27 protein-coding genes and 9 pseudogenes are annotated in these 26,948 nt (G+C 60.9%); 11 read left to right on the top strand and 25 right to left on the bottom strand.

All coding sequences use genetic code 11. The annotated features are described in order from the left end of the window. Nucleotides 1-135 precede the first annotated feature (135 nt). Nucleotides 136-777, top strand: a complete 642-nt coding sequence (locus QM996_RS25480) for a carbonic anhydrase (protein WP_334198668.1) — start codon at nt 136-138, stop codon at nt 775-777. Nucleotides 778-1,108: 331 nt separating this feature from the next. Here QM996_RS25480 and QM996_RS25475 read toward each other — a convergent pair whose 3' ends face one another. After that, nucleotides 1,109-1,654, bottom strand: a complete 546-nt coding sequence (locus QM996_RS25475) for a DUF2076 domain-containing protein (protein WP_500270389.1) — start codon at nt 1,652-1,654, stop codon at nt 1,109-1,111. Between the two features lie 334 nt (nt 1,655-1,988). Here QM996_RS25475 and QM996_RS25470 point away from each other — a divergent pair. Both QM996_RS25470 and QM996_RS25465 read left to right on the top strand, forming a co-directional pair. Next, nucleotides 1,989-2,174, top strand: a pseudogene (locus QM996_RS25470) (AraC family transcriptional regulator); the annotation flags it as partial. 66 nt (nt 2,175-2,240) lie between these two features. Further along, a pseudogene (locus QM996_RS25465) lies at nt 2,241-2,480 on the top strand (polyphosphate kinase 2); the annotation flags it as partial. A gap of 154 nt (nt 2,481-2,634) precedes the next feature. On the opposite strand, the gene groL reads toward QM996_RS25465, so the two are convergent. Both groL and groES read right to left on the bottom strand, forming a co-directional pair. Further along, entirely contained in the window at nt 2,635-4,263 is a 1,629-nt protein-coding gene (gene groL, locus QM996_RS25460; protein WP_334196716.1) for a chaperonin GroEL, read from the bottom strand. A 54-nt stretch (nt 4,264-4,317) separates the two neighbouring features. Continuing rightward, nucleotides 4,318-4,632 (bottom strand): co-chaperone GroES, encoded by a 315-nt coding sequence (groES, locus tag QM996_RS25455; RefSeq protein WP_334196715.1) that lies wholly within the window; start codon nt 4,630-4,632, stop codon nt 4,318-4,320. A 281-nt stretch (nt 4,633-4,913) separates the two neighbouring features. Between groES and QM996_RS25450 the strand changes: the two genes are divergently transcribed. After that, the gene (locus QM996_RS25450) at nt 4,914-5,186 is read left to right on the top strand and encodes an usg protein (protein WP_334196714.1); all 273 of its coding nucleotides are present in this window, start codon (nt 4,914-4,916) and stop codon (nt 5,184-5,186) included. 95 nt (nt 5,187-5,281) lie between these two features. Next, the gene (locus tag QM996_RS25445) at nt 5,282-5,572 is read left to right on the top strand and encodes a hypothetical protein (RefSeq protein ID WP_334196713.1); all 291 of its coding nucleotides are present in this window, start codon (nt 5,282-5,284) and stop codon (nt 5,570-5,572) included. Between the two features lie 358 nt (nt 5,573-5,930). Here the strand turns inward: QM996_RS25445 and QM996_RS25440 are convergent, their stop codons facing one another. From QM996_RS25440 to QM996_RS25405, 8 genes and pseudogenes are all read right to left on the bottom strand, one after another. Further along, entirely contained in the window at nt 5,931-7,313 is a 1,383-nt protein-coding gene (locus tag QM996_RS25440) for an IS701 family transposase (protein ID WP_334196712.1), read from the bottom strand. Between the two features lie 74 nt (nt 7,314-7,387). Further along, complete coding sequence (locus QM996_RS25435; RefSeq protein WP_334196711.1) at nt 7,388-7,594, bottom strand: hypothetical protein; 207 nt, start codon at nt 7,592-7,594, stop codon at nt 7,388-7,390. Nucleotides 7,595-7,795: 201 nt separating this feature from the next. Next, the gene (locus tag QM996_RS25430) at nt 7,796-8,749 is read right to left on the bottom strand and encodes an ABC transporter permease (RefSeq protein WP_334196710.1); all 954 of its coding nucleotides are present in this window, start codon (nt 8,747-8,749) and stop codon (nt 7,796-7,798) included. After that, on the bottom strand, nt 8,739-9,677 hold the full coding sequence (locus tag QM996_RS25425) for an ABC transporter ATP-binding protein (RefSeq protein WP_334196709.1): 939 nt from the start codon (nt 9,675-9,677) through the stop codon (nt 8,739-8,741). Before QM996_RS25425 ends, QM996_RS25430 begins: the two co-directional genes overlap by 11 nt. Continuing rightward, nucleotides 9,674-10,861 carry a COG1470 family protein gene (locus tag QM996_RS25420; protein WP_334196708.1) on the bottom strand — a complete coding sequence of 396 codons (1,188 nt, stop codon included), beginning with the start codon at nt 10,859-10,861 and terminating at the stop codon, nt 9,674-9,676. The genes QM996_RS25425 and QM996_RS25420 overlap by 4 nt, the downstream gene beginning before the upstream one ends. Before the next feature lie 51 nt (nt 10,862-10,912). Next, entirely contained in the window at nt 10,913-12,250 is a 1,338-nt protein-coding gene (locus QM996_RS25415) for a Do family serine endopeptidase (RefSeq protein WP_334196707.1), read from the bottom strand. 134 nt (nt 12,251-12,384) lie between these two features. Next, a pseudogene (locus QM996_RS25410) lies at nt 12,385-12,678 on the bottom strand (TCP-1/cpn60 chaperonin family protein); the annotation flags it as partial. A gap of 55 nt (nt 12,679-12,733) precedes the next feature. Then, nucleotides 12,734-13,048, bottom strand: coding sequence for a co-chaperone GroES (locus tag QM996_RS25405; protein WP_334196706.1), 315 nt, complete (start codon nt 13,046-13,048; stop codon nt 12,734-12,736). 362 nt (nt 13,049-13,410) lie between these two features. On the opposite strand from QM996_RS25405, the pseudogene QM996_RS25400 reads away from it, so the two are divergent. Together QM996_RS25400 and QM996_RS25395 are read left to right on the top strand one after the other, a co-directional pair. Beyond that, a pseudogene (locus QM996_RS25400) lies at nt 13,411-13,871 on the top strand (Hsp20 family protein). Nucleotides 13,872-13,965: 94 nt separating this feature from the next. Beyond that, entirely contained in the window at nt 13,966-14,475 is a 510-nt protein-coding gene (locus tag QM996_RS25395) for an Hsp20/alpha crystallin family protein (RefSeq protein ID WP_334196705.1), read from the top strand. 194 nt (nt 14,476-14,669) lie between these two features. Here QM996_RS25395 and QM996_RS25390 read toward each other — a convergent pair. Then, nucleotides 14,670-14,783: pseudogene (locus QM996_RS25390) on the bottom strand (protein usg); the annotation flags it as partial. Nucleotides 14,784-14,869: 86 nt separating this feature from the next. Between QM996_RS25390 and gatC the strand changes: the two are divergent. Further along, nucleotides 14,870-15,157: an Asp-tRNA(Asn)/Glu-tRNA(Gln) amidotransferase subunit GatC gene (gene gatC / locus QM996_RS25385; protein WP_334196704.1), complete on the top strand. Its 288-nt coding sequence runs from the start codon at nt 14,870-14,872 to the stop codon at nt 15,155-15,157. Between the two features lie 190 nt (nt 15,158-15,347). On the opposite strand, the pseudogene QM996_RS25380 reads toward gatC, so the two are convergent. Beyond that, nucleotides 15,348-15,632 (bottom strand): annotated as a pseudogene (locus tag QM996_RS25380) (transposase family protein); the annotation flags it as partial. 165 nt (nt 15,633-15,797) lie between these two features. Here QM996_RS25380 and QM996_RS25375 point away from each other — a divergent pair. Continuing rightward, nucleotides 15,798-16,035: pseudogene (locus QM996_RS25375) on the top strand (DDE-type integrase/transposase/recombinase); the annotation flags it as partial. Here QM996_RS25375 and QM996_RS25370 read toward each other — a convergent pair. From QM996_RS25370 to QM996_RS25330, 9 genes and pseudogenes are all read right to left on the bottom strand, one after another. Then, on the bottom strand, nt 15,978-16,145 hold the full coding sequence (locus QM996_RS25370) for a hypothetical protein (RefSeq protein WP_334196703.1): 168 nt from the start codon (nt 16,143-16,145) through the stop codon (nt 15,978-15,980). The pseudogene QM996_RS25375 and the gene QM996_RS25370 sit on opposite strands and share 58 nt — an antisense overlap. Before the next feature lie 206 nt (nt 16,146-16,351). Beyond that, the gene (gene ftsH, locus QM996_RS25365) at nt 16,352-18,187 is read right to left on the bottom strand and encodes an ATP-dependent zinc metalloprotease FtsH (RefSeq protein WP_500270509.1); all 1,836 of its coding nucleotides are present in this window, start codon (nt 18,185-18,187) and stop codon (nt 16,352-16,354) included. Nucleotides 18,188-18,207: 20 nt separating this feature from the next. Further along, nucleotides 18,208-19,530, bottom strand: a complete 1,323-nt coding sequence (locus QM996_RS25360) for a Do family serine endopeptidase (RefSeq protein WP_334196701.1) — start codon at nt 19,528-19,530, stop codon at nt 18,208-18,210. A 104-nt stretch (nt 19,531-19,634) separates the two neighbouring features. Beyond that, entirely contained in the window at nt 19,635-20,000 is a 366-nt protein-coding gene (locus QM996_RS25355; protein WP_334196700.1) for an SPW repeat protein, read from the bottom strand. Between the two features lie 33 nt (nt 20,001-20,033). Beyond that, nucleotides 20,034-20,354 carry a DNA-directed RNA polymerase subunit omega gene (locus QM996_RS25350; protein ID WP_334196699.1) on the bottom strand — a complete coding sequence of 107 codons (321 nt, stop codon included), beginning with the start codon at nt 20,352-20,354 and terminating at the stop codon, nt 20,034-20,036. A 9-nt stretch (nt 20,355-20,363) separates the two neighbouring features. Continuing rightward, nucleotides 20,364-21,125 (bottom strand): ETC complex I subunit, encoded by a 762-nt coding sequence (locus QM996_RS25345; RefSeq protein ID WP_334196698.1) that lies wholly within the window; start codon nt 21,123-21,125, stop codon nt 20,364-20,366. 77 nt (nt 21,126-21,202) lie between these two features. Continuing rightward, a complete protein-coding gene (locus tag QM996_RS25340; protein ID WP_334196697.1) occupies nt 21,203-21,712 on the bottom strand; it encodes an Hsp20/alpha crystallin family protein in 510 nt (169 codons plus the stop codon). Between the two features lie 94 nt (nt 21,713-21,806). Then, a complete protein-coding gene (locus QM996_RS25335; RefSeq protein WP_334196696.1) occupies nt 21,807-22,283 on the bottom strand; it encodes an Hsp20 family protein in 477 nt (158 codons plus the stop codon). A 181-nt stretch (nt 22,284-22,464) separates the two neighbouring features. Beyond that, nucleotides 22,465-22,665 (bottom strand): annotated as a pseudogene (locus QM996_RS25330) (IS6 family transposase); the annotation flags it as partial. 31 nt (nt 22,666-22,696) lie between these two features. On the opposite strand from QM996_RS25330, the pseudogene QM996_RS25325 reads away from it, so the two are divergent. Beyond that, a pseudogene (locus tag QM996_RS25325) lies at nt 22,697-23,056 on the top strand (transposase); the annotation flags it as partial. Nucleotides 23,057-23,208: 152 nt separating this feature from the next. Here QM996_RS25325 and QM996_RS25320 read toward each other — a convergent pair. The 3 genes from QM996_RS25320 to QM996_RS25310 all read right to left on the bottom strand — a co-directional run bounded on the left by QM996_RS25320 (nt 23,209) and on the right by QM996_RS25310 (nt 26,054). Then, complete coding sequence (locus tag QM996_RS25320; protein ID WP_334198666.1) at nt 23,209-23,571, bottom strand: SPW repeat protein; 363 nt, start codon at nt 23,569-23,571, stop codon at nt 23,209-23,211. Nucleotides 23,572-23,961: 390 nt separating this feature from the next. Continuing rightward, nucleotides 23,962-25,317, bottom strand: coding sequence for a sensor histidine kinase (locus tag QM996_RS25315; RefSeq protein ID WP_334196695.1), 1,356 nt, complete (start codon nt 25,315-25,317; stop codon nt 23,962-23,964). Further along, nucleotides 25,314-26,054 carry a response regulator gene (locus QM996_RS25310; protein WP_334196694.1) on the bottom strand — a complete coding sequence of 247 codons (741 nt, stop codon included), beginning with the start codon at nt 26,052-26,054 and terminating at the stop codon, nt 25,314-25,316. Before QM996_RS25310 ends, QM996_RS25315 begins: the two co-directional genes overlap by 4 nt. Nucleotides 26,055-26,606: 552 nt before the next feature. Here QM996_RS25310 and QM996_RS25305 point away from each other — a divergent pair. Then, nucleotides 26,607-26,804, top strand: a complete 198-nt coding sequence (locus tag QM996_RS25305; RefSeq protein WP_334196693.1) for a hypothetical protein — start codon at nt 26,607-26,609, stop codon at nt 26,802-26,804. Nucleotides 26,805-26,948 lie beyond the last annotated feature (144 nt).

Below are 26,948 nucleotides of genomic sequence, written 5' to 3'. Positions count from 1 at the left end.
CTCTTTCAGGCGCGCCCAGGTCGCTGTAACACTTCAGCGGTTCGTGCTTCCTGCAGCGCCATGCGTCTTTTACCAGACATGCAATAGGAGCGATTGAGCGGCGAACGAGTGGATGACGCGGGGTTACCGATGGATATGCAGGGCTTTCCGGAACATCTTCTGACCGGCTACCGCAACTTCATGAGAGGTCGTTTCAGCGAGCAGCAGCAACGATACAAGACGCTTGCCGAAAGCGGACAGAAGCCGAAGACGATGGTTATTGCCTGTTGTGACTCGCGCGCCGCTCCCGAAACGATCTTCGACGCCGGCCCGGGCGAACTCTTCGTCGTGCGCAACGTCGCCAACCTGATGCCGCCCTGTGAGCCGGATGGGCACTATCACTCGACCTCGGCCGCTCTCGAATTCGCGGTCCAGTCGTTGCGCGTCAGCGACATCGTCGTGATGGGCCACGGACGCTGCGGCGGCATCAAGGCGGCGCTCGATCCGGACGCCGAACCTCTCTCCCCCGGTGATTTCATCGGCCGCTGGATGAACCTGTTGAAGCCCGCCGCCGAGCAGATCCAGAGCAATGAGCTCATGACCCAGGCGGAGCGGCAGCGCGCGCTCGAGCGCGTGTCGATCCGCAATTCGATCGCCAATCTCCGGACGTTCCCCTGTGTGCAGATCCTCGAGGCGAACGGAAAACTGAAACTGCACGGCGCCTGGTTCGACATCTCGACCGGCGAGCTCTGGGTGATGGATGCGAAGTCCGGCGATTTCACCCGGCCGCGGATGTGAAGCGCGATCGCTTCGAACCGCGCTTCCTGCGCCAGTGATCAGATTTCCCCTAACCCTAACCTTCATAGGCGCGCAAGGTTTGGGGGCTGGACGCGACGAATCGAGTTGTTATGGAATGGCCAGTCACAATCGAACGGCAGTCGATGGGAGCGGATCGGGGGAGCGGTTCCGTTTGCCCCCCAATCGCGACTCAACGCGACAGCGAGCTCTACGCGTGAGCCGCTGCGCGGGAGCAGATAAGGCGATTCACGGTCCAGGAGATCTTGCGCTACTCCTCTGTGCAAAGAAAATGCGCTACCCCGGAGCGCGAGAGCGCCCCGGATAGCAGCACTTAAAGCTCAACATCGCCGAAGTCGCCGTCATCGCCGGCATCCTCCGGCTGGTCCTGCGGCTTTTCTGTTTCGGCGGCATTGGCCTCTGAACCGCCCAGCATTCCGGCTATCGCATTGCCCAGCAACACGCCGCCAGCGACGCCCATTGCTGTCTGCGCAGCACCGGCGAGGAAGCTATTGCCGCGCGGTACCTGACCAACGCTCCCCGTCTGTCGGCTCCAGGGTCCGGAGTTAGGAGCGTTCGAGGGTCGGGAGGCGCCAAGGCGGGTGTTCGCAGCACTACCGAACAGTCCAGATAAGAAGCCGCCTCCGGCCGGGCGGCGTGAGAGTTGATATTCGAGTTCTTCGATGCGTTGCTGGGCGGCGTTTAGGGCCTGTTCCTGAACGACGATTGTCTGCGCCATAAAATATGGAGCAGACGATTGCGCGGCGATGCGTTCCCTGATGAAGGCGTCGGCCTCATGGTCAATCGGGGCGGCTTGGCGTTCGACCTCCGCAAGCTTTCCAAACAGGCTCTCGATTGCCTGGCGATCGTTGTAGTCCATAATCAGCGGGGCGTTCAGCTTCGGCCTGTTCCCGGCGCCGATATCACCATGGTATTCATCGGCTAGAACGGCAGAGGCAGGACTGCTGCTCGGCGTCGCGACCGCTCCTGTCAAAAATGTGGTGCGAACGTGCGAGCGCCTTTTGGAGACAGTAAGACGATTTTCGTGAGTTCAGCAAATCGTCATCTATGAAGCGGAAAAGTCATCCACATGTTCGAGCAAGCGCAGAACCTGCTCGAATGATCACGAAGAGAAACTGCGGCCGGTGCCTCCGGTGCGTTCAGTAACAGTCATCGTCTTTCCGGGCATTCAGGCCATCGACGTTTCCGGTCCCATGGACGTGTTCGAGGAGGCGAACACATTCCTGCCGGAGGCTGACCGGTATCAGGTCGAGGTCGTCGGCCCGGAAGGCGTATTAGCGGCGTATAACGGGATGAGGATGGCGGCGCACCGCACATACGAAGAAGCCGCCGGAGAGCACGATCTCGTACTTGTGGCCGGCGGCCCCAAACTGGTCGACGACCTTCCGGACGCGGCCATGCTGGAATGCATGCGGCGCCTGTCGAGATCAACGCGGAGGACTGCGGACTATGGTAAGGAGCTACGTCGTCTACAGGTGGAGATCGCGCATCTGCAGGCCTGGGTGAAGAAGTCGCAGGCACGCATTGTCATCATTTTCGAGGGACGGGACGCCGCGGGAAAAGGAGGAGTTATCAAACGAATAACCGAGCGCGTCAGCCCGCGCGTGTTCCGCGTGGTTGCTCTGCCGGCGCCGACCAATCGGGAGAAAAGCCAAATCTTCATGCAGCGCTATATTCCGCACCTGCGGCGCTGGTCGCCGCCGTTGCTTCTTCCGGTATCGAATTGCTGACGCTTTCCTTTCTCATGGCTTGGCTCCATTGATCTTGACCGATGGAACTTGGTAGGAGGATGTGAGGTGGCCCGCCTCTCGAAGGTGCGGCGGGCCACCAGCGATCGCCTTAGAAGTCCATGCCGGCGCCGGCGGGCATGGCCGGGGCCGCGTCCTTCTTGGGCTTCTCGGCAATCATGGCTTCCGTCGTCACCAGAAGGCCAGCGACAGAGGCCGCATCCTGGAGCGCGGTACGGACGACCTTGGCCGGATCGATGACGCCCTGGGCGTAGAGATCGCCATATTCGCCCGTCTGGGCGTTCCAGCCATAGGAGAACTCTGTCTTCTCACGCAGCTTGCCGACTATCACAGAACCTTCAGCGCCGGCGTTTTCGGCGATCTGGCGCACGGGAGCTTCGATTGCCCGGCGGACGATCTCGATACCGACCTTCTGGTCCTGGTTGGCGGCAGCGAGATTATCGAGCGCCTTCACGGCCCGCAGCAGCGCGATGCCGCCGCCCGGCAGGATGCCCTCCTCGACGGCTGCGCGAGTGGCATGCAGCGCATCATCGACGCGGTCCTTCTTCTCCTTCACTTCGACTTCGGTCGAGCCGCCCACGCGAATGACGGCAACGCCGCCGGCGAGCTTGGCGAGACGCTCCTGCAGCTTCTCGCGGTCGTAGTCGGAGGTCGTTTCTTCGATCTGGGCGCGGATCTGCGCAACGCGGCCGTCGATTTCCGATTTCGAGCCGACGCCATCGATGATGGTCGTGTTCTCCTTCTCGATCGCCACCTTCTTTGCCCGGCCGAGCATGCCGAGGGTGACGTTCTCGAGCTTGATGCCGAGGTCTTCGGAGATGACAGTGCCGCCCGTCAAGATGGCGATGTCTTCCAGCATGGCTTTGCGGCGGTCGCCGAAGCCCGGAGCCTTGACGGCGGCGATCTTCAGACCGCCACGCAGCTTGTTGACGACGAGCGTCGCAAGCGCTTCGCCTTCGACGTCTTCGGCGATGACCAGGAGCGGCTTGCCGGACTGCACCACGGCTTCGAGAACCGGAAGCATCGCCTGCAGGTTGGAGAGCTTCTTTTCATGGATCAGGATATAGGGATCTTCCAGTTCGACCCGCATCTTGTCCTGGTTGGTGACGAAGTAGGGGCTGAGATAGCCACGGTCGAACTGCATGCCTTCGACGACTTCGAGTTCGGTCTCGGCGGTCTTGGCTTCCTCGACGGTGATGACCCCTTCGTTGCCGACCTTCTCCATCGCCTCCGCGAGATAACGGCCGATCTCGGAATCGCCATTGGCAGAGATGGTGCCCACCTGGGCGATTTCCGAATTGCTGGTGATCTTGCGGGCGTTGTTCTTCAGCTCCTTGACGACAGCGTCGACGGCGAAGTCGATGCCGCGTTTCAGATCCATCGGGTTCATGCCGGAAGCAACGGCCTTGGCGCCTTCCTTGACGATTGCCTGGGCAAGCACGGTCGCGGTGGTCGTACCGTCGCCGGCCAGATCATTGGTCTTCGATGCCACTTCACGCAGCATCTGGGCACCCATGTTCTCGAACTTGTCTTCCAGCTCGATTTCCTTGGCGACCGAAACACCGTCCTTGGTGATGCGCGGCGCGCCGAAGGACTTGTCGATCACGACGTTGCGGCCCTTCGGACCAAGCGTGACCTTTACCGCATTGGCCAACACATCGACCCCACGCAGCATGCGTTCACGGGCATCGGTGTGAAACTTGACTTCTTTCGCAGCCATTTTCTTAACTCCTCAATAGGCAGCTATCTGACTGATGGACGTGGTGTGGATGGCTCAGGCGGCTTTCTTCTGCTCGGCCTGGGCTTCGATGATGCCCATGACATCGCTTTCCTTCATGATCAGCAGGTCTTCGCCGTTGATCTTGATCTCGGTGCCGGACCATTTGCTGAACAGGATGCGGTCGCCGGTCTTAACGTCGAGCGGATGGACTTGGCCGGCCTCGTTGCGCGCACCCGGGCCGACGGCGATGACCTCGCCTTCCTGCGGCTTTTCCTTGGCGGTGTCGGGAATGATGATACCGCCCTTGGTCTTTTCTTCGGATTCGACCCGGCGGACGAGAATGCGATCATGAAGCGGTCGGAACGACATGTTTTCCTCCGATGGACAGACAATGATGACGTTGTTCCCCCTTGCCGGACAGGATGACCAGTCCGGGCGGGTGCAAAAACCTCTCTTCGAGCGTTCTGCGCGAAAAAATCTGGTTTTGGGATTTTTCGATTTCAAGAGGGCGAAACGAAAAATTAGCACTCGCATGAAAGGGCTGCTAACATGCTGGAAAGGAACAACAAACAGGTTCTTGCGTTCAAAAAACCATTGATGGCCCCAAAATATTGCGCCACCTTCATAGCGTCATGAAACGGAGATGAAGCATGCGATTTTCATCGGACCTGGAGCGTCAGCTCAATGGCTACGGCCTTACTACTGCGCACATCCTCTACCGCATTCCTGATTTCGAATCCCTGCTGCAGACCTACGTCTGGCAGGACTACGACCTGGCTCCTGATTTTCCCGAGATGCGCAAGTTCCTGAATTTCTGGCAGGCCAGCCTCGACGGGCCGCTGCATTCCGTCCGCTATGCCCATCAGCGCCTGATCGGGCCGAACGAATGGCGCCGGGTCGAAGGCGAGCTCATGCTTCACTGAAGTCTTGAAATCGAAATTTTCTCTTCCTAGGTCTTCGATGACCGAGGCTTGATGAGCTTGGTCATTCTCCCACGTCTGTTCAGAGTGAGGCCAACATGGAAGAGAAAATCAATACAATCAAAGATCTCGACGTCGAGGAGCGCGAGGAAGTTTTTGTCGACATCGCCCGCGCCCTCGCAAATGCCGCCCGCGATGCCTTCATTGAAGGCCATAGGCACTTTGCGGCAATGTCGACCAACATGGCCGAAGCGATCCGTATCAATGCCGATGAGCTTGCCCGTGATGATCTCCAGAATGCCGAGCGTGTACTGCAGCAGGCAACGGCAATGATCGCGCAGTTCAAGGCCGTGCATCCCTACCCGCTGGTGAGCATGGCTGTGCACTGATCAAGCCGCCTGTTTCATCTCCTTCGCCAGCCGTTTGATCGCCTGTTCCAGGGGGGCGTTGACCATCGCAACAATCCTGCCACGCGCTCGTCTTCGCCAGCAGCGCCGGCACCACGTCTTTCGGCAATGGCTGATCGACAACAAGCCCCTCCGCCGAGGAAAGCGTCCTACGACCGATACGGGAAAACCCGCCATCGGAAAGCACCCAAACTGGCAATGGTGGCTTTTCTACTCGAGCAGGGACAACCGCTTTCTCACCGACACTGACGACCGCATTGGAGCTGCCCTTCAGCACGTTATAAGCGTGCTGGTACCTGATGCCCAGTTTCTGCGCGATTTCTGAGCTCGACTTTGTACATTATGCAGCGAAGCAAAGGGCTTGTGTCATCCGCTTGAGGCGGCTTGGTTGAGTTTCAGGAATGTCCGGGTCTGGCGGGTACTGTCGATAAATATCCTGATCCCACAGGATCATGCGAACCGCGCCGATGGCATCGGAGAAGGTGAACTCTGTTTTCTTGTACCAGGCGGCGGCATAGGGAAGGACGCCATGACCGAGCAGATCGCATGCCCAGAGTGTGACGAGACTGTAGAGCGCCAGCAGCGACGGGGTCGTGCGCATGATGGCTTTGTCGTTCCACTGCCGTTGGGTTTCCACGCCAAGATGCGCTCGCGTTTCGGCGAAGGTGACCTCGATCTGCCAGCGCCGAACGAAGTAGGCAATGATCTGAGCGGGCTCAAGGTTGACGTTGGTGCTCATGAACGCCTGGGGTTCACGACGGCCTGACGGATCACGAACGAGAACCCAGCGAATTGGTCTTGGGGGCGTTCCACGCCGATACCAGAGGCCGGTCCCTGATGTGATATCAAGGGTTTTGTCGGTTTGCTTGCCGTACCAGGACGATGCGACGATGCGCTGCCACTCGGTCTTTGCGTCTTTGAGGAGCGTTTTCAGTTTCGGCAATGGCCTGCCTTTTTGCGCCGGTCGCCCGAGCGTATGTTCGTGCCGTTGATCTGGTGGAGCAAAGAGACTGGCATCCAGACGCAACCGCGTGATGAGAGTGGCCGTGTCGGGAAGAGCCGCAGCCAGTGTATGAACGGCAAAACTGCTATCGCCGACAAAGATGATTTCGCGGCCCGGCAGCCAGCGGCAAAGCTGCAAGACGCCTTGCCTTGCCCAATCAGTCAGCAGCTTGTGCTTTCGGCCCTTCTTCTGATCATGGCGCTCAGAGGGACACAGGATCGTCAGCACCGGCAGGGCTTTAATACATTTTGCCCATGGGACAGGGGAAAGAACCATGAAGCTCAACCATCTCAAGCCGCTGGCCTTGACAAAGTGGCCATGGCTGGAGCGCACCGGGTCACGATAAATTCCACGCGCGGCGATGCGCTGGCCCCAACGCCGTTCGATTGTATCGTCCATGCCAATCACGACGGGGCCCTCGGGCACGAGCCGGTCAACAATGACGGACAGCAGACGGGCCGCCAACGTGCGGGGGTTCCAGCGGGCTCGGTTGAGGAGTTGATGATAGGCGGCAAAATTACTTACCTCCGCGCGCCCGGTGATGCGCAGGCAGGCCGTCACCGTTCGCTTGCCAGGCGAAAGGAGCGCACCCATCACCAGGACCAGCAGATGCTCCCAGCTTGGCGCGGTAAACCAGAAACGAAACGGCGACAGCCATTTGCGAAGGATGTGGGGGACCGCGTCTCCCGGCTCACGGCTACGATCATGTTGTTCGCTCATCCATCCGTTCGAATCCGATCAAACGAATGGCGCAAGGCCGGAACCCTGCGGCGAATTGATTCACCCCGGGCTGCTCAGATGCCCCCCGAAGTCACCACCGATTTTGTACAAAGTCGAGCTGAGGTCGACTCTCGTTTTGCATTTAACTTGCCGTCCTCGATCGACAGGCCGCGGTCACCATCAAACAAGCGCTCCCAGCTCTTGGCGATGCGAACCTCCTTTCGGCAAATATCACCGAACTCATTCTTGCCCTCGATCGTGATCGTCCATTCCACTGCCATCGTCGCCTCCTTCATTGAGGCAACCGAGATGGACCAGCCGGCACCAACAATTCGTGCGCACCCAGAAAAATTACCGGTCTCCTAGCGGCGGAAGCTCGTTTAGCCACGCTCTAACTTCCGCGATGCAGTAGCCCGACGCATCGGCGGGATCGATATCACGCCATCTGAGGATACTGAGGAAATACTTGAGCCGCGCCGACGTCATGCCCTGACCTCCTGGCGTTGGAAGACGACATAGGCGACGGTAAAGAGCAGGATCATTGCCGCGACCAGCCCCGAGGTCTGTGGCCATACGACCAGAAGGCTTTGCATTGTGGGGAGCGGCGCGCCGACGATTGCACCCTGAACCTGATCGAAGAACAGCGGACCGACGGAGCGGGCGGCAGGGTCGAGCAGCATCGCGGACACTTCACCGTAAAGCATCTGCGGCGACAGCCTTGCAACAGCTTGCTGCGCCTCGAACTGCGTGATGACACTCATCGGATCGAGCGGATCGATCGGCGCAACAGCATTGGCGATCAACGGCGCGATCATTCCCCAGAACACTGTCAGCACCAACCAGACCGACAGGGCCGCCAGCGCGGAGGTGGCGGGCGATCGGATGATTGTTGAGAACGCGATCGCAAGTGCCAACCAGACGCCGGCGTAAGCCAGTGTCACCCCCAGATATGCGATGCCGCGAACCAGGTCTCCAGCCAACGGCGGAAGGCCAAGGAAAAGGATGCCGAGGCCAACCATGAGAAGCCATAGCGTCAGCAGCGCGATTGCAATGACAAGCAGTCCGCCCAGGAACTTTCCAAAGAGCACAGCGTCCCGATAGATCGGCTGCGAGAGGAGCCGACTCATGGTCCGGCGCGAGTGCTCGCCGTTGATGGCATCGAAGCCAAGCGCGATTGCCACGAGGGGCAGCAGAAAGCCGAGGAACGCAGCGAACGACGGCAGGGGCTCCTGCGCGACGGTCAATAACTTGAGGAACAGGTAGGGATCCTCAGCCGTGGTCTGGCTGATGCGACCGATCGCTCCATAGACAGCGCCGATGGCGGTGAGCAGGACAAGCAACATGATCAGGTGCATCCGCGCACTGGTCATGTGATCGGCCGCTTCCTTGAGGGCGATGGTCGCGGTTCCCTTGAAGGGGGAGCCTTCACGCATCATGGCCAACCTCCTTGAAATAGCGATTGTAAGCCTGGTCAAGGCTTGCTCGACGCAAGTCGAGGTTCTTCAACGCACCGCCCCCTTCAACGACAAAGCGAGCGAGTTCCGGTCGAACGTCGCGCTCAGCCTCGACCAGCCAGTGTCCTTGGCGTCCCGGTACGATAGATTTTATCCCTTGCGCCACACCGGTCGCCTGGGCGAGATCGATGCCATCGGCCTCAACGTCGACGACAAAGGCACCGCCCCCAATTTGCGCTGCCAGTTCCTCTATCGTGCCCAAAAAACCGATCTTGCCTTTATTGAACAGTGCGATGCGATGGCAGATCGATTGAACTACATTAAGCATGTGCGACGACAACAAGATGGTCATGCCATCGCGGCTTAACGCCTGGATCAAATCGAGCAATTCCTGGGTCGACTGGGGATCGAGACCCGAAGTCGGCTCGTCGAGAATGGCAACGCTGCATTTGCGCATGAGGAGTTCGGCAATGCCAAGGCGCTGCCGCATGCCACGGGAATAGGTACCGACCTGCCGATCGGCGACGTCGATCAGACGCACCTTGTCGAGTGCCGCGGCGATCCGCTCACGGGCAAGGTCCTTTGACATGCCGGCGAGACGGGCGGTGTAGGCGAGGTTCTCGCGGCCCGACATGGCATCGTAAAAGCCGACGGCGTCCGGCAGGTAACCCACCTCGCGCTTGACCTCAAGCGGCTGGCGCAGAGGGTCCTTGCCGAGGATGCGTACGCTGCCTTCGCTGGGTTCGGTCAGGCCGAGCAGCATCAGGATCGTGGTCGTCTTGCCAGCGCCGTTCGGTCCGAGCAGGCCGACAACTTCGCCGGCTTCAACCGACAGATCTATTCCTGCTACCGCGGTTGCCGTGCCGTAGCGTTTGACCAGTCCAGTTGCATTTATGACTGTGGTGTTCATCGCCGCCCATACCTCATCACAGCCATGCCGAGGACGAGTGCGGCCGCGGCAATGACGCCGAGCCCGGCAACACCCCACATTGTCGATGTGTTGACCGTCACGCGGAATTGCGCGGATTCCGACACGCTTCCACCGCTGGCGCGAACAGTGATCATGTAGTCGCCGGCGATAGCACGCTCGGAAGGGGTGATTTTCACGTTGACTTCGCTTGTGGCGTTTGGCGCAAGCGTGCCAAGGGTCTTCGGCTCGAATTCCACCTTCCAGCCAGTGGGCGGCGAAGCCGAAAGTTCGACATCCGTCGCTGGCGCGCTCCCGGTGTTGGCAAGCGTAAAGGGGAAACTCGATTCCTTGCCGGCAACCGCTTCGCCCGAAAGCCGTTCCTGGGGACCGCTCAATGCCACCTCCGGCTGGCCCGTCACCTCGATGCTGAGTTCTGTCGCGGCGTTGGTGCCACCACCCGCAACTTCCATGGCAATCGGATAGTTGCCAGCTGGCGCAGATCGCGCCGGCGTGACTTCCAGCGTGATGTTTTGAGTGGCACCGGCTTCGATCGGCAAGCCGGTAATTTCTTCCGAGCCATATCCGCGTTTGAAGCGCGTCTGGAAACCTTCAGGTGCAGTGGCGGCTAAGTTGAACAAGCTTTCTTCGGCGCCGTTGTTGGTCACTTCAACCTTGAAGCTGAAGGTCGAGCGGGCGGTACCACGCAGCGCCGGCAATTCCGGCTTCAGCTCCAAGCCGCCCCCGGACACATCCGACAGCTTCACCGTAATCGGCAGATCGGCCGTTTCATTGCCGTAGCGGGCCTTGACCTCGATCGGCACGCTCGTGCCGGCCGCACCCTCCGGTGGCGTCAGCTCGAGCTTGACCTCTTCCGTGGCATTGGGCGACACAATGACGGCCCCTACCTCGCGGTTGCCGCCCTTGATCGACCATTTCCAGCCGTCCGGAACCCCCGAGACCTCCAGCGAAGCACGCTGAGGCGGCAGATTGTCGTTACGCAAAGTCAGCGGGATCGACTCGGTCTCGCCGGGTCGGATCGCCAGTTCAGGATGCGGTGTCGTCAGCCAGAAACCGGTCAACTCCTGAACATTTGTCGGCTGTTCCTGCGCGACGGCCGAAACCGGCATCAACGCCGCTGCAGTGGCCGCTCCTGCGGCGATTATCCATCGAACAGATTTTTTCATCTCCTTCTCCCAATCGATGAACACGTTGCCCAACTCGGATGAGTGCGCCTCCTAGCGGATAACCAGGAGGAGCTTTGCCCCACCACGAAACAGATCAAGCGCGATCGTGCCGGCGGTCCCGCGCAATGCCGTGGTCAGTTCGAGCGTGGTTGTGACCGGGTGTCGGTTGACCGCGACGATCACGTCGCCAGCTCGCAAGCCGGCGCGGGCCGCGGCGCTGCCTTCGTCGACGCTGGAAACAAGCACGTTTCCCGCAGTATCCTGGAATTGCGCGCCCTCCAGGCGATCGGGCAGCGCTGCCGTTTTTGCTTCCTTTTCCGGCTCGATACGCACAGTGGCAGACTTACGCGCGCCATCGCGGAGATACTCGATGGCCACCTCCGATCCGACGGGCGCGAGGCCGACCCGGTTTCGCAGGTCGACTGAGCCTGAGATCGGGTGGTCGTCAACACTGACGATCACGTCGCCAGCCAGTAGCCCGGCTTGGGCAGCGGGCGAGCCGTCTTCGACGCTGCTGACAACGGCGCCGAAGTTCTCGGTGAGTTTGAGCGCGTCCGCGAGATCGGGCGTCAGATCCTGGATGACGACGCCGATACGACCCCGACGCACCTCGCCATGCTCACTGAGTTGCTTCATCACGGCTGACGCCATCGCGATCGGGACAGCGAAACCAATGCCGACATTGCCGCCGGCCGGCGCGATGATGGCGGTGTTGATGCCAACCAAACGCCCTTCGGGCGTCACCAATGCGCCACCGGAATTGCCCGGATTGATCGAGGCATCGGTCTGGATGAAGTCTTCGTAACCCTCGATATTGATACCACTGCGGCCAAGCGCACTCACGATGCCAGAGGTAACGGTTTGGCCGAGACCAAATGGATTGCCGATCGCTACGACAGTTTCGCCGACGCGTAGCGTATCGGAATCCCCGAAGGGGAGCGCCGTAAGCCGATCGCCCTTGATCCTGAGCAACGCAATGTCGGTCGCCTGATCGCTGCCGACCAGCTCAGCGGTGAAGCGGCGGCGATCCTTCAGCGTTACCGTGATCTCACTGGCGTCGGCGACAACGTGATGGTTGGTAAGGATGAACCCCTTTTCGGCGTCGACGATGACGCCCGATCCGGCACTCAATCTCGGCTGCGCCTCGGGCAGATTGAAATAGCGGCGGAAGAAGGGATCATTGTAAAGCGGATTGGTCTCAGCCGACGTGCTGGAGGTGACCGCGATGTTGACGACTGCCGGCGTCACCTCCTGCAAAACATCGGGAAGCGCGCGCCCGACGCTCGCACTCATGACAGGAGACGGCGCGGTCGCCCAGGCGGGCGCCGGTGCCAGAACGAGAAAGACTGCCGAAAGCGCAGCAAGATAGCTCGACGAACGCATGGTCATTTTTTTTGGCCCCGAAACTTTAGGTTCCTCCTTTCGACGCCGCCGACTGGCTATCGGGCCTACCGTGGTTGGAATGGACGATATTGTCCGTTCCTCTCATTTGTCGGCGAACGCCAGTTTCAGTTTGCGAGCCCCGCCTGCGCGAGGACCGTCGCGGTGGTGGTGCCGTCACCGGCGACGTCGCTGGTTTTCGACGCCACTTCGCGCACCATCTGGGCGCCCATGTTCTCGAACTTGTCCTCAAGCTCAATTTCTTTGGCAACGGTTACGCCATCCTTGGTGATCCGGGGCGCGCCGTACGACTTGTCGATGACGACGTTGCGCCCCTTAGGGCCGAGCGTGACCTTGACGGCATTGGCGAGGATGTCGACGCCGCGCAGCATCTTCTCACGGGCGTCGGAATGGAATCTCACTTCCTTGGCAGCCATTTTTCTACTCCTTCCTGAGGCAGCACTCTTTGTCTGGCATAGGCCCGGATCGGCCCTAGGCTGCGTTTCTCGCTGCGGTGCCGACCTCGATCACGCCCATTACGTCGGATTCCTTCATGATCAGGAGATCCTCGCCATTGAGCTTGATCTCGGTGCCCGACCATTTGCCGAAGAGAATGCGATCCCCCACTTTGACATCGAGCGGTCGCAACTGCCCGCTGTCGTCGCGCGCACCAAGCCCGGCGGCGACGACCTCGCCCTCCTGTGGTTTTTCCTTCGCCGTGTCTGGAATGATGATGCCGCCAGCCGTTTTTTCCTCGGCCTCGAGGCGGCGAACCAGGATACGGTCATGCAAGGGACGGAACGTCATATCGCGTCCTCATGGACAAACAGATCTTTCAAGAGGTCCTCCGCGCCGCATTCGGAGCGAACCGACGCGGGGCGCGCCGAGCCTTTCGGCCTTGCGCGCAAATCGATCTGGTTTTTGTCTTTTCGAGTTTCAAGAGGGGATCAGAAATTTTTTAGCACTCGCCCCTATCGAGTGCTAACGCTATGAATTCACAACGCCATTTTACGGCGATCCCGCTCGACTTGGCTTAGCTCCCCCTTGACGCCGTAAAATGGCATCCCCAAAACATTTTTGTCGACGCCCATGTGGGGTCGGCATGGTCAGGGAACGCCAAGCTTCTTGGCGTTCCCTCGTATCTATGTTGCTCTACGGAGGATGTAGCTATGAGAACAAATCTCGACTTTACCCCCTTCTACAGGTCAAGCATCGGCTTCGACCGCATGTTCGACCTGCTCGAAAACGCCAGCCTCAACGCTGACAACTGGCCGCCTTACAACATCGTCAAACTCGGCGAAGATGCATACCGCATCGTCCTCGCGGTGGCTGGTTTTGCCGAGGATGAACTGACGATCACCCACGAGGCGAACATGCTCGTGGTCAACGGCGCGAAGTCGGAGGATGAGGAAGTCCAGTACCTGCATCAGGCCTCGCTGTGAGGCCGTTTGCGCGCCGATTTGAACTCGCCGATCATGTCATCGTCGAGGGCGCAAAGCTCGAAAACGGGATTCTCGTTATCACCCTCAGGAAGGAAATACCTGAGGAGATGAAGCCGCGTCGGATCGCCATCGAAACCGAGATGACGAAGCCAGCTTCGAAGCAGATCGAAGGCGACAAGGCGGCCTGATTGAGAACATGCTGCTTGATCCTGGCCGTTGCCAACAGGTGAAGGAAAGCAGCTTCGCCAAGGAGGAAGGAAAGAAACGACGAAAGGATGAGCCATGAGTGTACGTGACCTGATCCCGTGGAGCCGTGGCAGCAGCCAGCTCCCGAGCAGCTATCGCGGTGATGACATGGATCCGTTCCTGTCGCTGCACCGCAATGTCAACCGCCTGTTCGACGAAGTCTTCCACGGCTTCGCCCCGCCATCCTCGTTCGCTGGTGCGTCGCCCTTCCGTGGTTCGTGGCCGCACGTGGAGATCGAGGAGAATGACAACGAGATCCGTGTGCTAGCGGAGGTTCCGGGCGTCGATCCAGACGAGATCGAGGTCCTGTGGGAGGACGGCATGCTGACGCTTCGCGGCGAAAGCAAATCGGAAACCGAGGACAAGGATCGCCGGTTCAGCGAGCGTTATTACGGGCGCTTCGAGCGACGGCTGTCCCTCGGCGGCCAGGTCGACGAGGGCAAGGTCGCCGCAAGCTTCAAGAATGGTCTGCTCGCCGTGACCCTGCCCAAGACCGAAAAGGCGCGAGCCAACGTCAAGCGCATCACCATCGACAGCACCAAATAATACCCGACCGCCGCAAGCCAGCCGGGTGCTGACGTGCCCGGCTGGCTATTCGCGTGGCAAAACCCGATGACGTGGTTGACGGAATCCCTTGCGCGAGACAGACAATCCGGCCGCGCGGACCGGAAGGTCGTGGAGCACGTCTGGTATTTGTGAAATCCGGCTTCAAGTGCCGCCTTGGAGAATTTTCGCAAATCTCAGTGCAGCTTGAAATCACCTTCAATACGGCGCCATTCGTTCGGCCGGATCAGGCGCTGATGCGTATAGCGCACGGAATGCAGCGGGCCGTCGAGATTGACTTGCCAGATTTCTGTTAGGCAGCCAGTGTTAGCGGCAGAAGGCTCAGATCGGCAAAATCTTGCGCAAGCGACGGAAGCCATCAAATCGGACGCGGCCTATGTCGTTAGATATCGCGACCATTAGACGTATTGCCCGCCTTGCCCGTCTCGCACTCAGCGAAGACGAGGCTGAAAAAATGTGTGGCGAGCTGAACGAAATTCTGACCTTCATCGAGCAACTTTTGGAGGTTGATGTCGAAGGCATCCCTCCGATGACCTCGGTTGTGCCAACAACCATGAAAATGCGCCAGGACGTCGTGACCGAAGGCAATCTTGCTGAAGAGATCGTGGCGAATGCACCTCTCAGTGAGCGCAACTTCTTCCTGGTCCCCAAGATTCTCGAGTAAGCACAGGCAGCCTCGGGCCTTGGAGCATTTCACGGCCGGCGATCGCCGCCAAACGATGCGCCCCTTTGCGTGGCGCGTGTTAGCGGCTTGATCGAATTATGTGTCATGGCGAACGTCCTGGACGTTCTCGTGCAAAGCCGCCGCAATGCCAAAGCGGCCCTTCAAGAGCTTGCGCAGCAGGCGCTTGGCCCCACAGCCAATGCTTCTTGCCCCGGATCGAAATGACGGCCTCATCGAGGTGCCAGTTGTCGCCAAGCTTGCCTGTTGAACGCCGGCGGATCTCGTTGGCGACGGTACGGCCGAACTTCTCCGCCCACAATCGGACCGTCTGATGCGAGACAATGATCTCGCGGGCAGCCAGCATGTCCTCGACCATCCGCAGGCTGAGAGGGAAACGGGAATAAAGCCACACCGCGTGGGCGATGATTTCGGCGGGAAAGCGATGGCGGCGATAAAGCGGATCACGGTTCGTCATGACCTGTAATTGCACATCGAATTCCAAGTTCCGTTACCTTTACGATCCCGACCATTTCGTTTTCGTTTGCATCCCCGCCCATAGCGGCATCATGTCTAACGGTGAGTGAACCACACAAATTGAGGAAGAACCTGATTAAGTGCAAAACGACAAGACCCACGGCCGGGCGCCGCGGCGCGGGTGATGATCACTGACAAGCCTCGGTCATACGATGCTGCAAAGCGGGAGATTACGCCGGGCGTAGAGCACCGCTCCCATAAAGGCCTGAACAATCGGGCGGAGAATTCCCATCAACCAGTCCGGCGGCGAGAGCGGATCATGAAACGCTTCAAGTCGAAGCGGCATCTACAACGCTTCGTCTCCATCCATGATCCGATCGCCAATCTGTTCCACATCCCGCGCCACGACATCCCCTCCAGCCATCACCGCGAACTGCGTGCCGCGGCGATGAAACTGTGGACGAAAATCGCTCGTCGCGTTGGCGGGCGACGGCGCAAGCTTGGCGATAAACAACGCCGTGAGATCGCTAAGTCCGTAGTCTCCGGTCGCAAATCTGGCGCCGAGATGGCGCGGCTCTACGGCATAAGCGAGCCAACCGTCTCAAGAATCGCGCTTCGATGGTGGAACAGGATTATTAGTTTCCACCGGATTTCGAGCAACTTCAGCACATTTTTGACGCCTTCGGCCGGTGGCGACACCACCCGGCAGGCCGAGCTTGATCAGACAGCAGCACCTGTAACTGACTCCTCCCGCTCGCCGACAAGCTCTCGTATTTCTCGCTCGTCCAGCGTCTCCTTCTCCAGCAGGCGGCGGGCGGTCCGCTCCAGAAGGTCCCGACGTTCCGCGAGCAGGCCGACGGTCCGGTCGAAGGTCTCGTCGACGATCCTGCGCACCTCCTCGTCCACGGCCGCGGCCGTCTCGTCGGAATAGCTGCGTTCCTGCTGGCCATAGTAAGGCTGGTCGGTGGCAAGGAAGGAACGCCGGTCCTTCTCCAGCGCGACATGGCCGAGCCGGTCCGACATGCCGTAGCGCGTGACGATGGCGCGCGCGATGTCGGTCACCTTGGCGAGATCGTCCGCGGCGCCTGTGGAGAGATGGCCGAAGACGATCTTTTCAGCCGCGCGCCCGCCGAGAAGCACCGCCATCTTGTGCTCCAGTTCCTCTAGCGTCATCAGGAAACGGTCTTCGGTCGGCCGCTGAATGGTGTAGCCCAGCGCGCCGATGCCGCGCGGGATGATCGAAACCTTGTGGACCGGATCGACGCCCGGCAGCGCCATCGCCACCAGCGCGTGCCCCATCTCATGATAGGCGACGATCTCGCGTTCCTTCGGGTTGAGCAGCCGGTTGCGCTTCTCGAGCCCGGCCACGATGCGCTCCACCGCGTTGTTGAAATCTTCCATCGTCACGGCATCTACCTTGCGGCGGGTGGCGAGCAGCGTCGCCTCGTTGACGAGATTGGCGAGGTCGGCGCCGGTGAAGCCGGGGGTGAGGGCCGCGATCTTCTCGGGTTCGACCTCCGCCGCTAGCTTCGCCTTCTTCAGGTGCACGTTCAGGATCTGCACGCGGCCCTGCTTGTCCGGTCGGTCAACCAGGACCTGGCGGTCGAAGCGGCCGGCGCGCAGCAGCGCGGGGTCCAGGATCTCCGGCCGGTTGGTGGCCGCGAGCAGCACGAGGCCGGCCGAGGGATCGAAGCCGTCGAGCTCGACCAGAAGCTGGTTGAGCGTCTGTTCCTTCTCGTCGTGGCCGCCGGCCATCGGGCCGATGCCGCGGGCGCGGCCGAGTGCGTCAAGCTCGTCGATGAAGATGATGGCCGGCGCTTTGGCGCGCGCCTGCTCGAACAGGTCGCGCACGCGGGCGGCGCCCACGCCGACGAACATCTCAACGAACTCCGAGCCTGATATGGAGAAGAAGGGCACGCCCGCCTCGCCGGCGACGGCTCGGGCAAGCAGGGTCTTGCCGGTGCCCGGCGGGCCGACGAGCAGGATGCCTTTCGGCATCCTGCCGCCGAGGCGGCCATAGTTCTGCGGGTCCTTGAGGAAGTCGACGATCTCCTTCAGCTCATCCTTGGCCTCGTCTACGCCGGCCACGTCCTTGAAGGTGACGCCGGTGTCGGACTGGACGTAGATCCTCGCCTTCGACTTGCCGATCTGCATCAGCCCGCCGCCGATGCCGCCGCCTATGCGCCTCAGCGCGAACATCCAGATCCCAACGATAAGCAGAGCGGGGACGACCCAGGACAGCAGGTCGCGCAGGAATGTGCTCTCGATCTGCCCTGTGACGACAACACCATATTCCTGCAACTGCCGGACGAGGTCGGGCTCGACGCGGGTGGTGATGAACATCGGCCGACCGTCGACGGGCTCCTTGAATCTTCCCTGGATGAAGCGGTCCGATACCGCCACGTCCGCGATCCTGCCCTGATGGAGATAGGTCTCGAACTGACTATACGGAATCTGCGCCACCTGGGTGGCGGTCGTGAACAGATATTGGAACGCCATCAGGACGAAGAAGGCGGCGATCCAGTACCAGATGTTGAACTGCGTTTTCTTGTCCATTTCCATGTTGGCCGCCCCTTTTACCTTACGACCAGCAGAAGGCCGGCGCTGTCGCGGATCAGTTCCAGCGCGAGTATTGCGCGCGCGCCGGCGATCGCGCCGCGCAAATCCGCCGTAGAATGGACCGGGGACCGGTTGACAGCCACGATCATGTCGCCTTGTCGAAGGCCGGCCCGCGCCGCCGGACTGCCCGGCGTGACGCTTTCGATCACAATGCCCCCGGCGCCAACTTGCTGCGCCTCTTTGCGTGATGCATCGCGCATCCGCGCGCCATCGAGCGGCGTGCCGGACAGATCGGCCGACACGCCGCTCTCCGCGGCGATCGTGACGCCGACGACCTGCTCTCTGTCCCCGCGCTTGATCGTCAACCCGATCGAGCTGCCGACAGGGGTGAGGCCGATGCGGTTCCTGAGGTCCGTCGCGCCCTGGACGGGATGCCCGTCGATCGCGGTGACCACGTCTCCCACCTCCAAGCCGGCCTGCTCGGCCGGCGCCACAGCCCCACGCAGCTCGCCGAGTTGGAGCGCCTCCGCAAGATCGGGTGTGAGGTCCTGGATGCCGATGCCCAGCCTGCCGCGCCGCACCTCGCCATGCTCGATCAACTGGTTCATGACGGTGACGGCCAAGTTGCTGGGCACCGCGAAGCCGATGCCGATGTTGCCGCCTGCAGGCGTAAGGATCGCCGTGTTGATGCCGACCAGCCTGCCGTCCAGCGTCACCAAGGGGCCGCCGGAGTTGCCCGGATTGATCGAGGCGTCGGTCTGGATGAAGTCTTCGTAACCTTCGGTACCGATGCCGCTGCGGCAGAGTGCGCTGACGATGCCGGAGGTGACCGTGTGGCCGAGGCCGAATGGATTGCCGATGGCGACCACATAGCCGCCAACCTCGAGACGGTCGGAATCGCCGATCTCCAGCGCGATGAGGTTGCTGCTCTCGACCTCGAGGAGGGCGATGTCCGTCGCCCGGTCCGAGCCGACGAGCTCTGCTCGTAGGCGGCGCCCGTCCTTCAGCGTGACCGTGATCTCGCGGGCGTTGGCCACAACGTGATGATTGGTGAGCACATGGCCTTTGGCCGCGTCGAGGATCACGCCGGAACCGGAGCTCATGCGCTGCCGCGGCGCTTCGGGAAGATCGAAGAAGCGTCGGAAATATGGATTCTCCGAGACGACCGAGATGTTGACGACGGCGGGCGTTACCCGTTCGAGCACGGGGGCAAGGGTGGGCAACTCTCCCGCAACGCCCGGCACAGCCTGCCCGACGGCAGATGATGGCAATTCCGCGAAAACGAGGACCGCGCAGAACGTGATGATGGCCGGACGCAGGGCTATGACATTCCTGAACATGAGCAATCTCCGTTTTGACCAGTCGGTTGATGTCCTCCTTTCCGCCTGAGGTCAGACGGAGAGTCCGAAAAATGGCCCGGCGCGACGCCGGGCCATTCATGACGTCATGCCCTCGAATACGGCCGGTCGCTGCCAAGCCACAGGCTGACTGCGGCCAGGACCGCGACGACGAGGCCGGCGATTCCATGCGCCCACATCGCGGCCCCCACGGCCGAGAAGCCCAGCGCCCAGGGCGAGATCATGGCCCAAAGGCCGAGCACGATGTTGGCCCATTCCTCGATCTGGTGGAACGCGAAGAGCGCAGTAACCGCGATCAGCGTCACGGCAGCGCCGGCGAGCCAGGCATTCCATGCGGCATAGGTCTCTGCCGCATAGCTGAGATACCAAGGCGATAGCAGAAGACCGAGGCCGGCAATGATGTTGACGACATCGAACGCCGTCCGGTTATCGGAAGACAGAGACTTCAGCATCGTTCATTCCTCCTTGTCGGTGTGGTTGCGTCATCAATGAACCGTCTCCAGCGCATGGGAGGCGGGTGCGGCGGCGGCCCTCGCCGAACCGCCATCGCGAAGCTTGGAACCCGGATCGGGAGGTGGCAAAGAACGCCTTCCACCCGTTCCGGGCAGAAACGGTGCGAGTTCGCGCTCGCGGAACACGCCTGCCGCGATCTCGTGCAGCGCTAGCTCGCTCACGCTGCGGTTGGCCGCGTCGAGCCTCGGCTCCGCGCCGCGGGCGAGCGCCCGGCTGCGTGCGGCGGCGGCAAGTGTCAGCGCAAACCTGTTCGGCATAACCTTCTGGCAATCGAAGACGACATGCGGGTCCATCGCTGCACCTCATGCTGCCTTTCGCGCGCCTGAATCATCCCGGTCGGCCGCGACCTCGCGTTCGAGCGCGAGCAGCGCCTGCTCGACCTCGTCGAGGCGCGACGGGCGGTTGTTCTCAGGCATGCCCTCATTGGTCGCCTGATCGATCAGGTATTCGGTCCAGGCCCAGTCCATCAGGATCGAGCGCTTGGCCTCCAGCGTCGGAGTCGGATCGCGGACCACGCCCATGGGCGACGTCAAGCTTTCCGGACCGGACGGGTCGTTGCGGTTCGCAGCGCCGTCGAGGGCGCGCCCGTAGCTCTCCTGAAGGGCGGCAAGCCCGAGCCGGTCGAGTATTGCGTCGGAGAACGCGTGCGTCGACCCTCGGCCCCGTGCAGGCTTATCATCGACGCGCCGGCTGCGGCCATTGCCGGACTGTCCGCTCGGTGGCTGTACGACATAGCTCAGACCCTGCCGCTCGACGTAACGTATGGCCGATTTTAACGTCGGGAAGCTGAGCTCAACCTGGGTCAGTGTGTCTCGGCTGCCGGTGTAGCCCATCAACGGCTCGATGAAGGGCGCGGTGCGCCGCTCAAAGACAAGACGCCAAGCCTTCGTACGCGCCTTACCCGAAGTCGTCACCACGCGCGACGGCCTATAAATGCGCGCGACCGCGTCCTCCGGGAAAACCGAGCATCCCATCGACAGGGGCTTGTGCCGGTTGTCGTTCGACGGCCAACCCTGCCGGATTGGCATTCTGGATAATTCGTTGACCGCTTTCGTCGTCTCCATCGTTCATCGCTCCCTCTTCTCTGGCGAAGGATGCTGCCGGCGGCCGCCAGATGGCCTGCCGCCGGCGCCTGCATGCGTCAGCTCTTGATGGTGATGCGTTTGACCTGCGACTGCGCCTTCTCACTCTTGGGCAAGGTCACTGTCAGCACGCCATTCTTGAAGCGCGCATCGGCCTTGTCTTCCTTGACCTCGTATCCGAGCGGGATGCGGCGCTCGAAGCGGCCATAGAAGCGCTCGGAGAACTGCCTGTCCTTGTCCTCCGTTTCGGAGCGCTTCTCGCCCTTCAGCGTCAGCACGCCGTCGTCGAGCAGAACCTCGATGTCCTTCTCCTCGAGACCAGGCACGTCGGCCGTCAGCTTAATCTCCTTCTCGCCGTCGGAAATCTCGACGCTCGGCCAACCGCCGCTGAAGGCGGAAGCGCCATTGAAGGAAGGCAGGTTCGAGCCGAAGCCGCGGAAGACGTCGTCGAACAGCCGGTTCACCTCGCGATGCAGCGACAGGAACGGATCACGTTCGCCATCGCGGAACACAGTCGGGACCTGGTTGCTGTTGCTGCGGCCCCAGGGAATCAGATCACGAACACTCATGTTTCTTCCTCCTTTCTGTTGGGTCGGTTGGCAAAGCTTTCCTGCCGGCGCCGGACCATGCCCGGCGCCTTGTTTGTGGTCTGCAGGGGAAGGCTTAAGCCGCCTCCTGCTTGCCCTCGATCTGCTTGGTCTCGGCCTTCGGCATTATCTGGCCGGTTCGGATCTCGATCTGGCGCGGCTTCATCTCTTCAGGGATTTCGCGCTTGAGATCGATGGTCAGCAGACCGTTGACGAGACCCGCACTCACGACCCTGACATGGTCGGCTAATTCGAAGCGACGCTGGAATGAGCCGATGCCGATGCCGCGGTGCAGAAATTGGAGGTCATCGCCGCTCGCCTTCTGTCCCGAGACGATGAGCATGTTCTGCTCTTGCGTCATCGCCAGTTCGTCCTGTGAGAAGCCCGCAACTGCCATGATAATGCGGTAATCATTCTCGCCAGTTTTGACGATATCGTAAGGCGGCCAACTGTCGCTCGTCTCGGCGCGGCTCGCAGCCTCGAGCGCGTTCAACATTCGGTCGAAGCCGATGCTCGACCGGAACAAGGGTGAGAAATCGAGGTTTGTCCTCATAGCCATATCCTCCTTATAAGCAACATGGATACAAGGCGATGCCAAGAGCGACCGGCGTCTCCTTGACCTTATGTCGATCCCCCTTGGGCAATCGACTATTATCGATTTAATTCAGTGTCTTAGAATTTCAAGGGGAGTGGAATTTCCCGGGGGAAAAATTGAAATTTTCCGAGGCGCCACCGTATTTACGGCCGAACTTCTCCGCCCACAATCGGACCGTCTGATGCGAGACAATGATCTCGCGGGCAGCCAGCATGTCCTCGACCATCCGCAAGGCTGAGAGGGAAACGGGAATAAAGCCACCCGCGTGGGCGATGATTTCGGCGGGAAAGCGATGGCGGCGATAAAGCCGATCACGGTTCGTCGTGACCTTTAATTGCACATCGAATTCCAAGTTCCGTTAACTTAACGATTCTGATCGCACCGGCTATCGCCACTATCGCTCCGACCCGGCGATCTGCCGCGACTGCCCGTTGTTGGCTGCCTGCACATCAAACGCCGCTGCGACCCGCACCGTCACCCGTCATGTCTGGGCCGATGCCCGCGAGCGCACCGATGCCAACCGCCTGACGTCCTGGGGCAAGGCGATCTACAAACGCCGCAAGGAGACGATCGAGCGCTCGTTTGCCGACGCCAAGCAACTTCACGATCATCGCTATGCCCGCTTCCGTGCATCAAACCCGCGTCGCATGCCAGTGCTGGCAGCCGCAGCGCAGAACATCAAGAAGATCGCCATGGTCCTGACCAAGGCCCCGAACCCAAGACCCGCCTGAGCAACCGTCATGCGCGCCGCGACAAGACATACAAGCCGCCGCAATCCACTCGACAGCGCAAACCCGAAAACAAAAACCCGCCGAAAATAGCGACGGGTTTGTCAGCAGTCTGAGCCCGCCGCTGAGGCGGCGGGCCATACTCCAATTCTCTATCATGCATGAGCATGCGGGTTCTGCCGATTGTCCCAAAGGGCCCAGGCCGACACGGCGGCGACGAACGCTCCAAGGACCACGTGGGTCCACATCGCGTTCATGTTCGCCGCGAATTGAAGCAGCCAGGGCGAAACCATCAGCCAAACCCCGAGCACCAGGCTCGACCACTCTTCCCACTCAGCAAAGGCCGACAGCGCGGCAACAGCCAGAGCGGCGAGCAAGATTCCGACAATCCATGCGTTCCACGCCGGTACGGTTTCACCGGCGAAGCCGAGCACCCAAGGTGAGACGAACAGGGCGACCGCGAGAACCAGATTGAGCCAATCCTGTGCTTTCTTGCTTTCCATCAGTCCATTTTCCATGACAACCTCCACGAACGAAGCTTGATCGACGGTGTTCTCGCGCGCTGTGAACGCGCGCAAAACGATGTAATTTTGCGAAATACGATCTTCAAGAGCCCGGTTATCACCGTGGGCTGCGGCAACCACGACTAAGGCGATTGTGATCGACTGCCTCGACAGATCGACGATCTTCGCGTAGGCGAACAGTGGCGGAACACCTTTGGAGGAAAGCCCGCGACGAAAGAGCGCGGCCATGCTCTCGAACCCGCGGTCCGCCCCGGACCTTTGAGTTTGCATAGAAGAGGGCATTGCCCCATACAAGCGGGAAACCAACGCAATGCCCTCATCTAGGCAGACAACGGGGGGCGGCCGCTTCCGCGGCCGGCCCTGCCAAACCTTCGAAGAAAGAGATCAGGCGCCGTCGGTGGGCAATGTGCGCATGTCCGCACCATGCGCAAGCTCTGCGACCAATCCACCGCCGTCGCGGTTCTTGAGGGTCAGCGTGGCGTTGATCGAGGCCGCGAGCTGTTGGGCGATGGCAAGACCGAGGCCGGTACCGCCGGTATCGCGGTTGCGGGAATCCTCGAGCCGGACGAAGGGTTTGAGTACGGCATCCAGTTGATCATCGGGAATGCCCTGCCCGCGGTCGAGCACCTTGATTAGCACCGTATTGTCAGCAAGCCGGCTGACCTCGATCTCGGCGCTGCCGGCGAACTTGAGCGCATTATCGATCAGGTTGGTGAGGATACGTCTGAGAGCCTGCGGCCGGGTGATGATCGCGCCGCTATCGACAGTGCTGGCGGTAACTGCCTTGCCGGTGTCCTGGTAGTCGTAGACGAGGCTTTCGACGAAGGAGGCAAGATCGATGCGTGTCGCCTTTTCGACGTTGCCATGGGCGCTGCGCGCATAGGCGACGCCTTCCTTGACCAGGCTTTCGATCTGGCCCAGATCCTGGATCAGCTTCTCCCGGTCGGCGAAATCATCCGCCATCTCGGCGCGCAGCTTCATGCGGGTGATCGGCGTCTGCAGATCGTGGGAAATGGCGGCGAGGATCTGGACCCGCTCTTCGAGATACTGGGCGATGCGGTCGCGCATGGCGTTGAACGCGGTCGCCGCATAGGCAACCTCCGTAGGTCCGGTCTCGCTGAGGCGCGGCGTGTTCCGGTTCGGATCGAGCGTATCGGCAGCCGCGGCAAGATTGACGAGCGGGCGCACCGCCTGACGCATGGCGAACCAGGCGCACAGGAGCAGGAGCACGAGCTGGGCTACGAGCACGAAGGGCAGCCAATCGGCCAAGGGCATAACCCCCTTGGGAAAGACGTCAATCGTCAGCGGCGAGCCGTCGCTCAGCGTCAGATGCGCCTGCAGATGGCGGCGGTCGCCCGGGATCGTTTCCACCTTGACCGGTAATCGGAGGCCCGTCGCCCGCTCGATCTTTGACGCGATCTCCATGGCGGCCGGATCGAGCGACGGATTGCCGGGAGTGCCGGGTCCGAGAACGAAGCCGTAATTGTCGCGGTCCAGGCGCGTAAGCCACGAGGCTCGCTCGGGCGCGGGCAGGCGATCGAGGATGGCGATCGACGTCGCAATGTCGTTTTCGAGCGTATCGAACATGACCGACCTGGCGGCCATATAACGCTCGAGGAACAGGACGGTGAACGACATGACATGCGCGATGGTGAGGCCGGCCAGAAGGATAACGAAGAGCCGCGCCCTGAGCGTGCGCGGCCACAGTCGAAAACCTCTTGGTTCGGCACGCGTCGTCATTCACGCGCCTCCACGATTTCGATCGGCACCGAGAAGACATAACCTTCGCTGCGCACCGTCTTGATGTAGATTGGTTCACGCGCATCGTCGCCCAGCCGCTGGCGAACCCGGCTGACGAGCAGATCGATCGAGCGGTCGAAGAGCTCGGCCTCCCGACCCTGGGTCAGGTTGAGCAACTGGTCGCGGTTGAGCACGCGCTGGGGGTGGTCGATGAACACCTTCAGCAACCGATATTCGGCCCCGCTGAGTGCAATCGCCGTGCCGTCCGCATCGATCAGGTGCCGGGCGGTCGTATCCAGTTTCCACTGGCCGAATCGCAGCAACTGTCCGGCCTCGGAAATCTGCAGGTTCTGCGGCAGCATGCGCGCGCGCCGCAGTACCGCCTTGATGCGGGCGAGCAGTTCGCGCGCCGAGAACGGCTTGGAGAGATAGTCGTCCGCGCCCATCTCGAGGCCGAGGATACGGTCCATCTCGTCGCTGCGGGCCGTCAGCATGATGATCGGGATTGCCTTGTGCTTGCCGGCGCGCAGTTCGCGGCTAAGCACGAGCCCGTCGTCGCCCGGCATCATCACGTCGAGCACGATGAGATCCACGGTATCTCCTTCGAGGAAGCTGCGCATCTGCCGCCCGTCGGCGACGGCCGTTGCGCGCAGCCCGTTCTTCTTGAGATAACCAGACACGAGCTCCCGGATTTCGCGGTCGTCATCGACAATCAGTACATGGTCGATATGCTCCATCGAGCAAGCTCCTCATATCCGGTTTGGTCGTCGCATCCTTGCGGCATCATCCAGCCTGCTCAGCCTGATTGGCGCCTCGGATATGTCCTCGGTATGTTCGCAACATCCAGACTTGCATGAGAATGTAATGCAAGCACCTCCGGATACATTTCGACACAATTTCGCAAGCGAAACCCGCCGCTTGCTTTCGAGCGGCGGGTAGCAGGAACGTCTGGTCGGCGGTGTCAGGCCTTTGCCTCGGCCACGAGGGAGCGCCGGCCATCGGTGCGACGATCAACGGATGTTTCAGGCCAAGTTCGCCAGGGGGTTCAGCATGTTCGATATCCTCATGAATGTGCGTTCCTCTCCTGCCGGCTGCACGCGGGCTGAGGTGGTCGGCAACCGTGGCTGACGCGCCGTTGCATTGATCGCCGGGGCATCGCACGGGGGCATAAAGGAAAGCCGGAGCGGCAGAGGTCAATGGTCCAATCGTCGTGCGTCGGTGGAGAGTTGCAGCGAGATCGATTGGCTGGCACTGTCGGTGCGTAACGAGCTGTTTCCAGGAGGCTCCCGATGTCGCGACAGACGGACGAGCAAGATCCACCTCCAGATCTTGTCGAGCACTATCGGCCGGTACAGCTCAAGGCCGTGCTCGCCGCCTGTGCGGTGAAACATCGCGAACCTCCACCACCTCCACCGGAGGAGCGTTTCTACGGATCGCAATTGCCGGAAGGTTTTCACCTGCCGCAGTCGGTCTACGACGGCGAGTAGCTCTGCGCAGAGGATTGACGGGTTGTAGCTTTGGTGCACAGTCGGGTTCGACGAGCCATTGCTTCGTTCGACACCGGAGCGCCTTCGTGTCGATCTCGACCAACCGAACGCCACGAACTCTTGAGCATACTGCGCATCGGCATC

The organism is Sinorhizobium chiapasense, from assembly GCF_045277575.1.
GTDB classification, from domain to species: Bacteria; Pseudomonadota; Alphaproteobacteria; order Rhizobiales; family Rhizobiaceae; genus Ensifer; species Ensifer chiapasense_A.
The sequence above is the reverse complement of the archived record's forward strand: the minus strand, read 5'-3'. Positions and strand labels throughout refer to the sequence as shown.

Excerpts from the sequence above, each read along its gene's own strand:
- QM996_RS25415 (WP_334196707.1), bottom strand. The coding sequence starts at position 12,250 with ATGACCATGCGTTCGTCGAGCTATCTTGCTGCGCTTTCGGCAGTCTTT.
- QM996_RS25335 (WP_334196696.1), bottom strand. The coding sequence starts at position 22,283 with ATGAGGACAAACCTCGATTTCTCACCCTTGTTCCGGTCGAGCATCGGC.
- groES (WP_334196715.1), bottom strand. The coding sequence starts at position 4,632 with ATGTCGTTCCGACCGCTTCATGATCGCATTCTCGTCCGCCGGGTCGAA.
- QM996_RS25310 (WP_334196694.1), bottom strand. The coding sequence starts at position 26,054 with ATGGAGCATATCGACCATGTACTGATTGTCGATGACGACCGCGAAATC.
- QM996_RS25305 (WP_334196693.1), top strand. The coding sequence starts at position 26,607 with ATGTCGCGACAGACGGACGAGCAAGATCCACCTCCAGATCTTGTCGAG.
- gatC (WP_334196704.1), top strand. The coding sequence starts at position 14,870 with ATGTCGTTAGATATCGCGACCATTAGACGTATTGCCCGCCTTGCCCGT.
- QM996_RS25345 (WP_334196698.1), bottom strand. The coding sequence starts at position 21,125 with ATGGAGACGACGAAAGCGGTCAACGAATTATCCAGAATGCCAATCCGG.
- QM996_RS25480 (WP_334198668.1), top strand. The coding sequence starts at position 136 with ATGCAGGGCTTTCCGGAACATCTTCTGACCGGCTACCGCAACTTCATG.
- QM996_RS25320 (WP_334198666.1), bottom strand. The coding sequence starts at position 23,571 with ATGGAAAATGGACTGATGGAAAGCAAGAAAGCACAGGATTGGCTCAAT.
- QM996_RS25315 (WP_334196695.1), bottom strand. The coding sequence starts at position 25,317 with ATGACGACGCGTGCCGAACCAAGAGGTTTTCGACTGTGGCCGCGCACG.
- QM996_RS25355 (WP_334196700.1), bottom strand. The coding sequence starts at position 20,000 with ATGCTGAAGTCTCTGTCTTCCGATAACCGGACGGCGTTCGATGTCGTC.
- QM996_RS25450 (WP_334196714.1), top strand. The coding sequence starts at position 4,914 with ATGCGATTTTCATCGGACCTGGAGCGTCAGCTCAATGGCTACGGCCTT.
- ftsH (WP_500270509.1), bottom strand. The coding sequence starts at position 18,187 with ATGGACAAGAAAACGCAGTTCAACATCTGGTACTGGATCGCCGCCTTC.
- QM996_RS25420 (WP_334196708.1), bottom strand. The coding sequence starts at position 10,861 with ATGAAAAAATCTGTTCGATGGATAATCGCCGCAGGAGCGGCCACTGCA.
- QM996_RS25405 (WP_334196706.1), bottom strand. The coding sequence starts at position 13,048 with ATGACGTTCCGTCCCTTGCATGACCGTATCCTGGTTCGCCGCCTCGAG.
- QM996_RS25445 (WP_334196713.1), top strand. The coding sequence starts at position 5,282 with ATGGAAGAGAAAATCAATACAATCAAAGATCTCGACGTCGAGGAGCGC.
- QM996_RS25425 (WP_334196709.1), bottom strand. The coding sequence starts at position 9,677 with ATGAACACCACAGTCATAAATGCAACTGGACTGGTCAAACGCTACGGC.
- QM996_RS25350 (WP_334196699.1), bottom strand. The coding sequence starts at position 20,354 with ATGGACCCGCATGTCGTCTTCGATTGCCAGAAGGTTATGCCGAACAGG.
- QM996_RS25430 (WP_334196710.1), bottom strand. The coding sequence starts at position 8,749 with ATGATGCGTGAAGGCTCCCCCTTCAAGGGAACCGCGACCATCGCCCTC.
- QM996_RS25395 (WP_334196705.1), top strand. The coding sequence starts at position 13,966 with ATGAGTGTACGTGACCTGATCCCGTGGAGCCGTGGCAGCAGCCAGCTC.
- QM996_RS25475 (WP_500270389.1), bottom strand. The coding sequence starts at position 1,654 with ATGGACTACAACGATCGCCAGGCAATCGAGAGCCTGTTTGGAAAGCTT.
- QM996_RS25360 (WP_334196701.1), bottom strand. The coding sequence starts at position 19,530 with ATGTTCAGGAATGTCATAGCCCTGCGTCCGGCCATCATCACGTTCTGC.
- QM996_RS25340 (WP_334196697.1), bottom strand. The coding sequence starts at position 21,712 with ATGAGTGTTCGTGATCTGATTCCCTGGGGCCGCAGCAACAGCAACCAG.
- QM996_RS25440 (WP_334196712.1), bottom strand. The coding sequence starts at position 7,313 with ATGAGCGAACAACATGATCGTAGCCGTGAGCCGGGAGACGCGGTCCCC.
- groL (WP_334196716.1), bottom strand. The coding sequence starts at position 4,263 with ATGGCTGCGAAAGAAGTCAAGTTTCACACCGATGCCCGTGAACGCATG.
- QM996_RS25435 (WP_334196711.1), bottom strand. The coding sequence starts at position 7,594 with ATGGCAGTGGAATGGACGATCACGATCGAGGGCAAGAATGAGTTCGGT.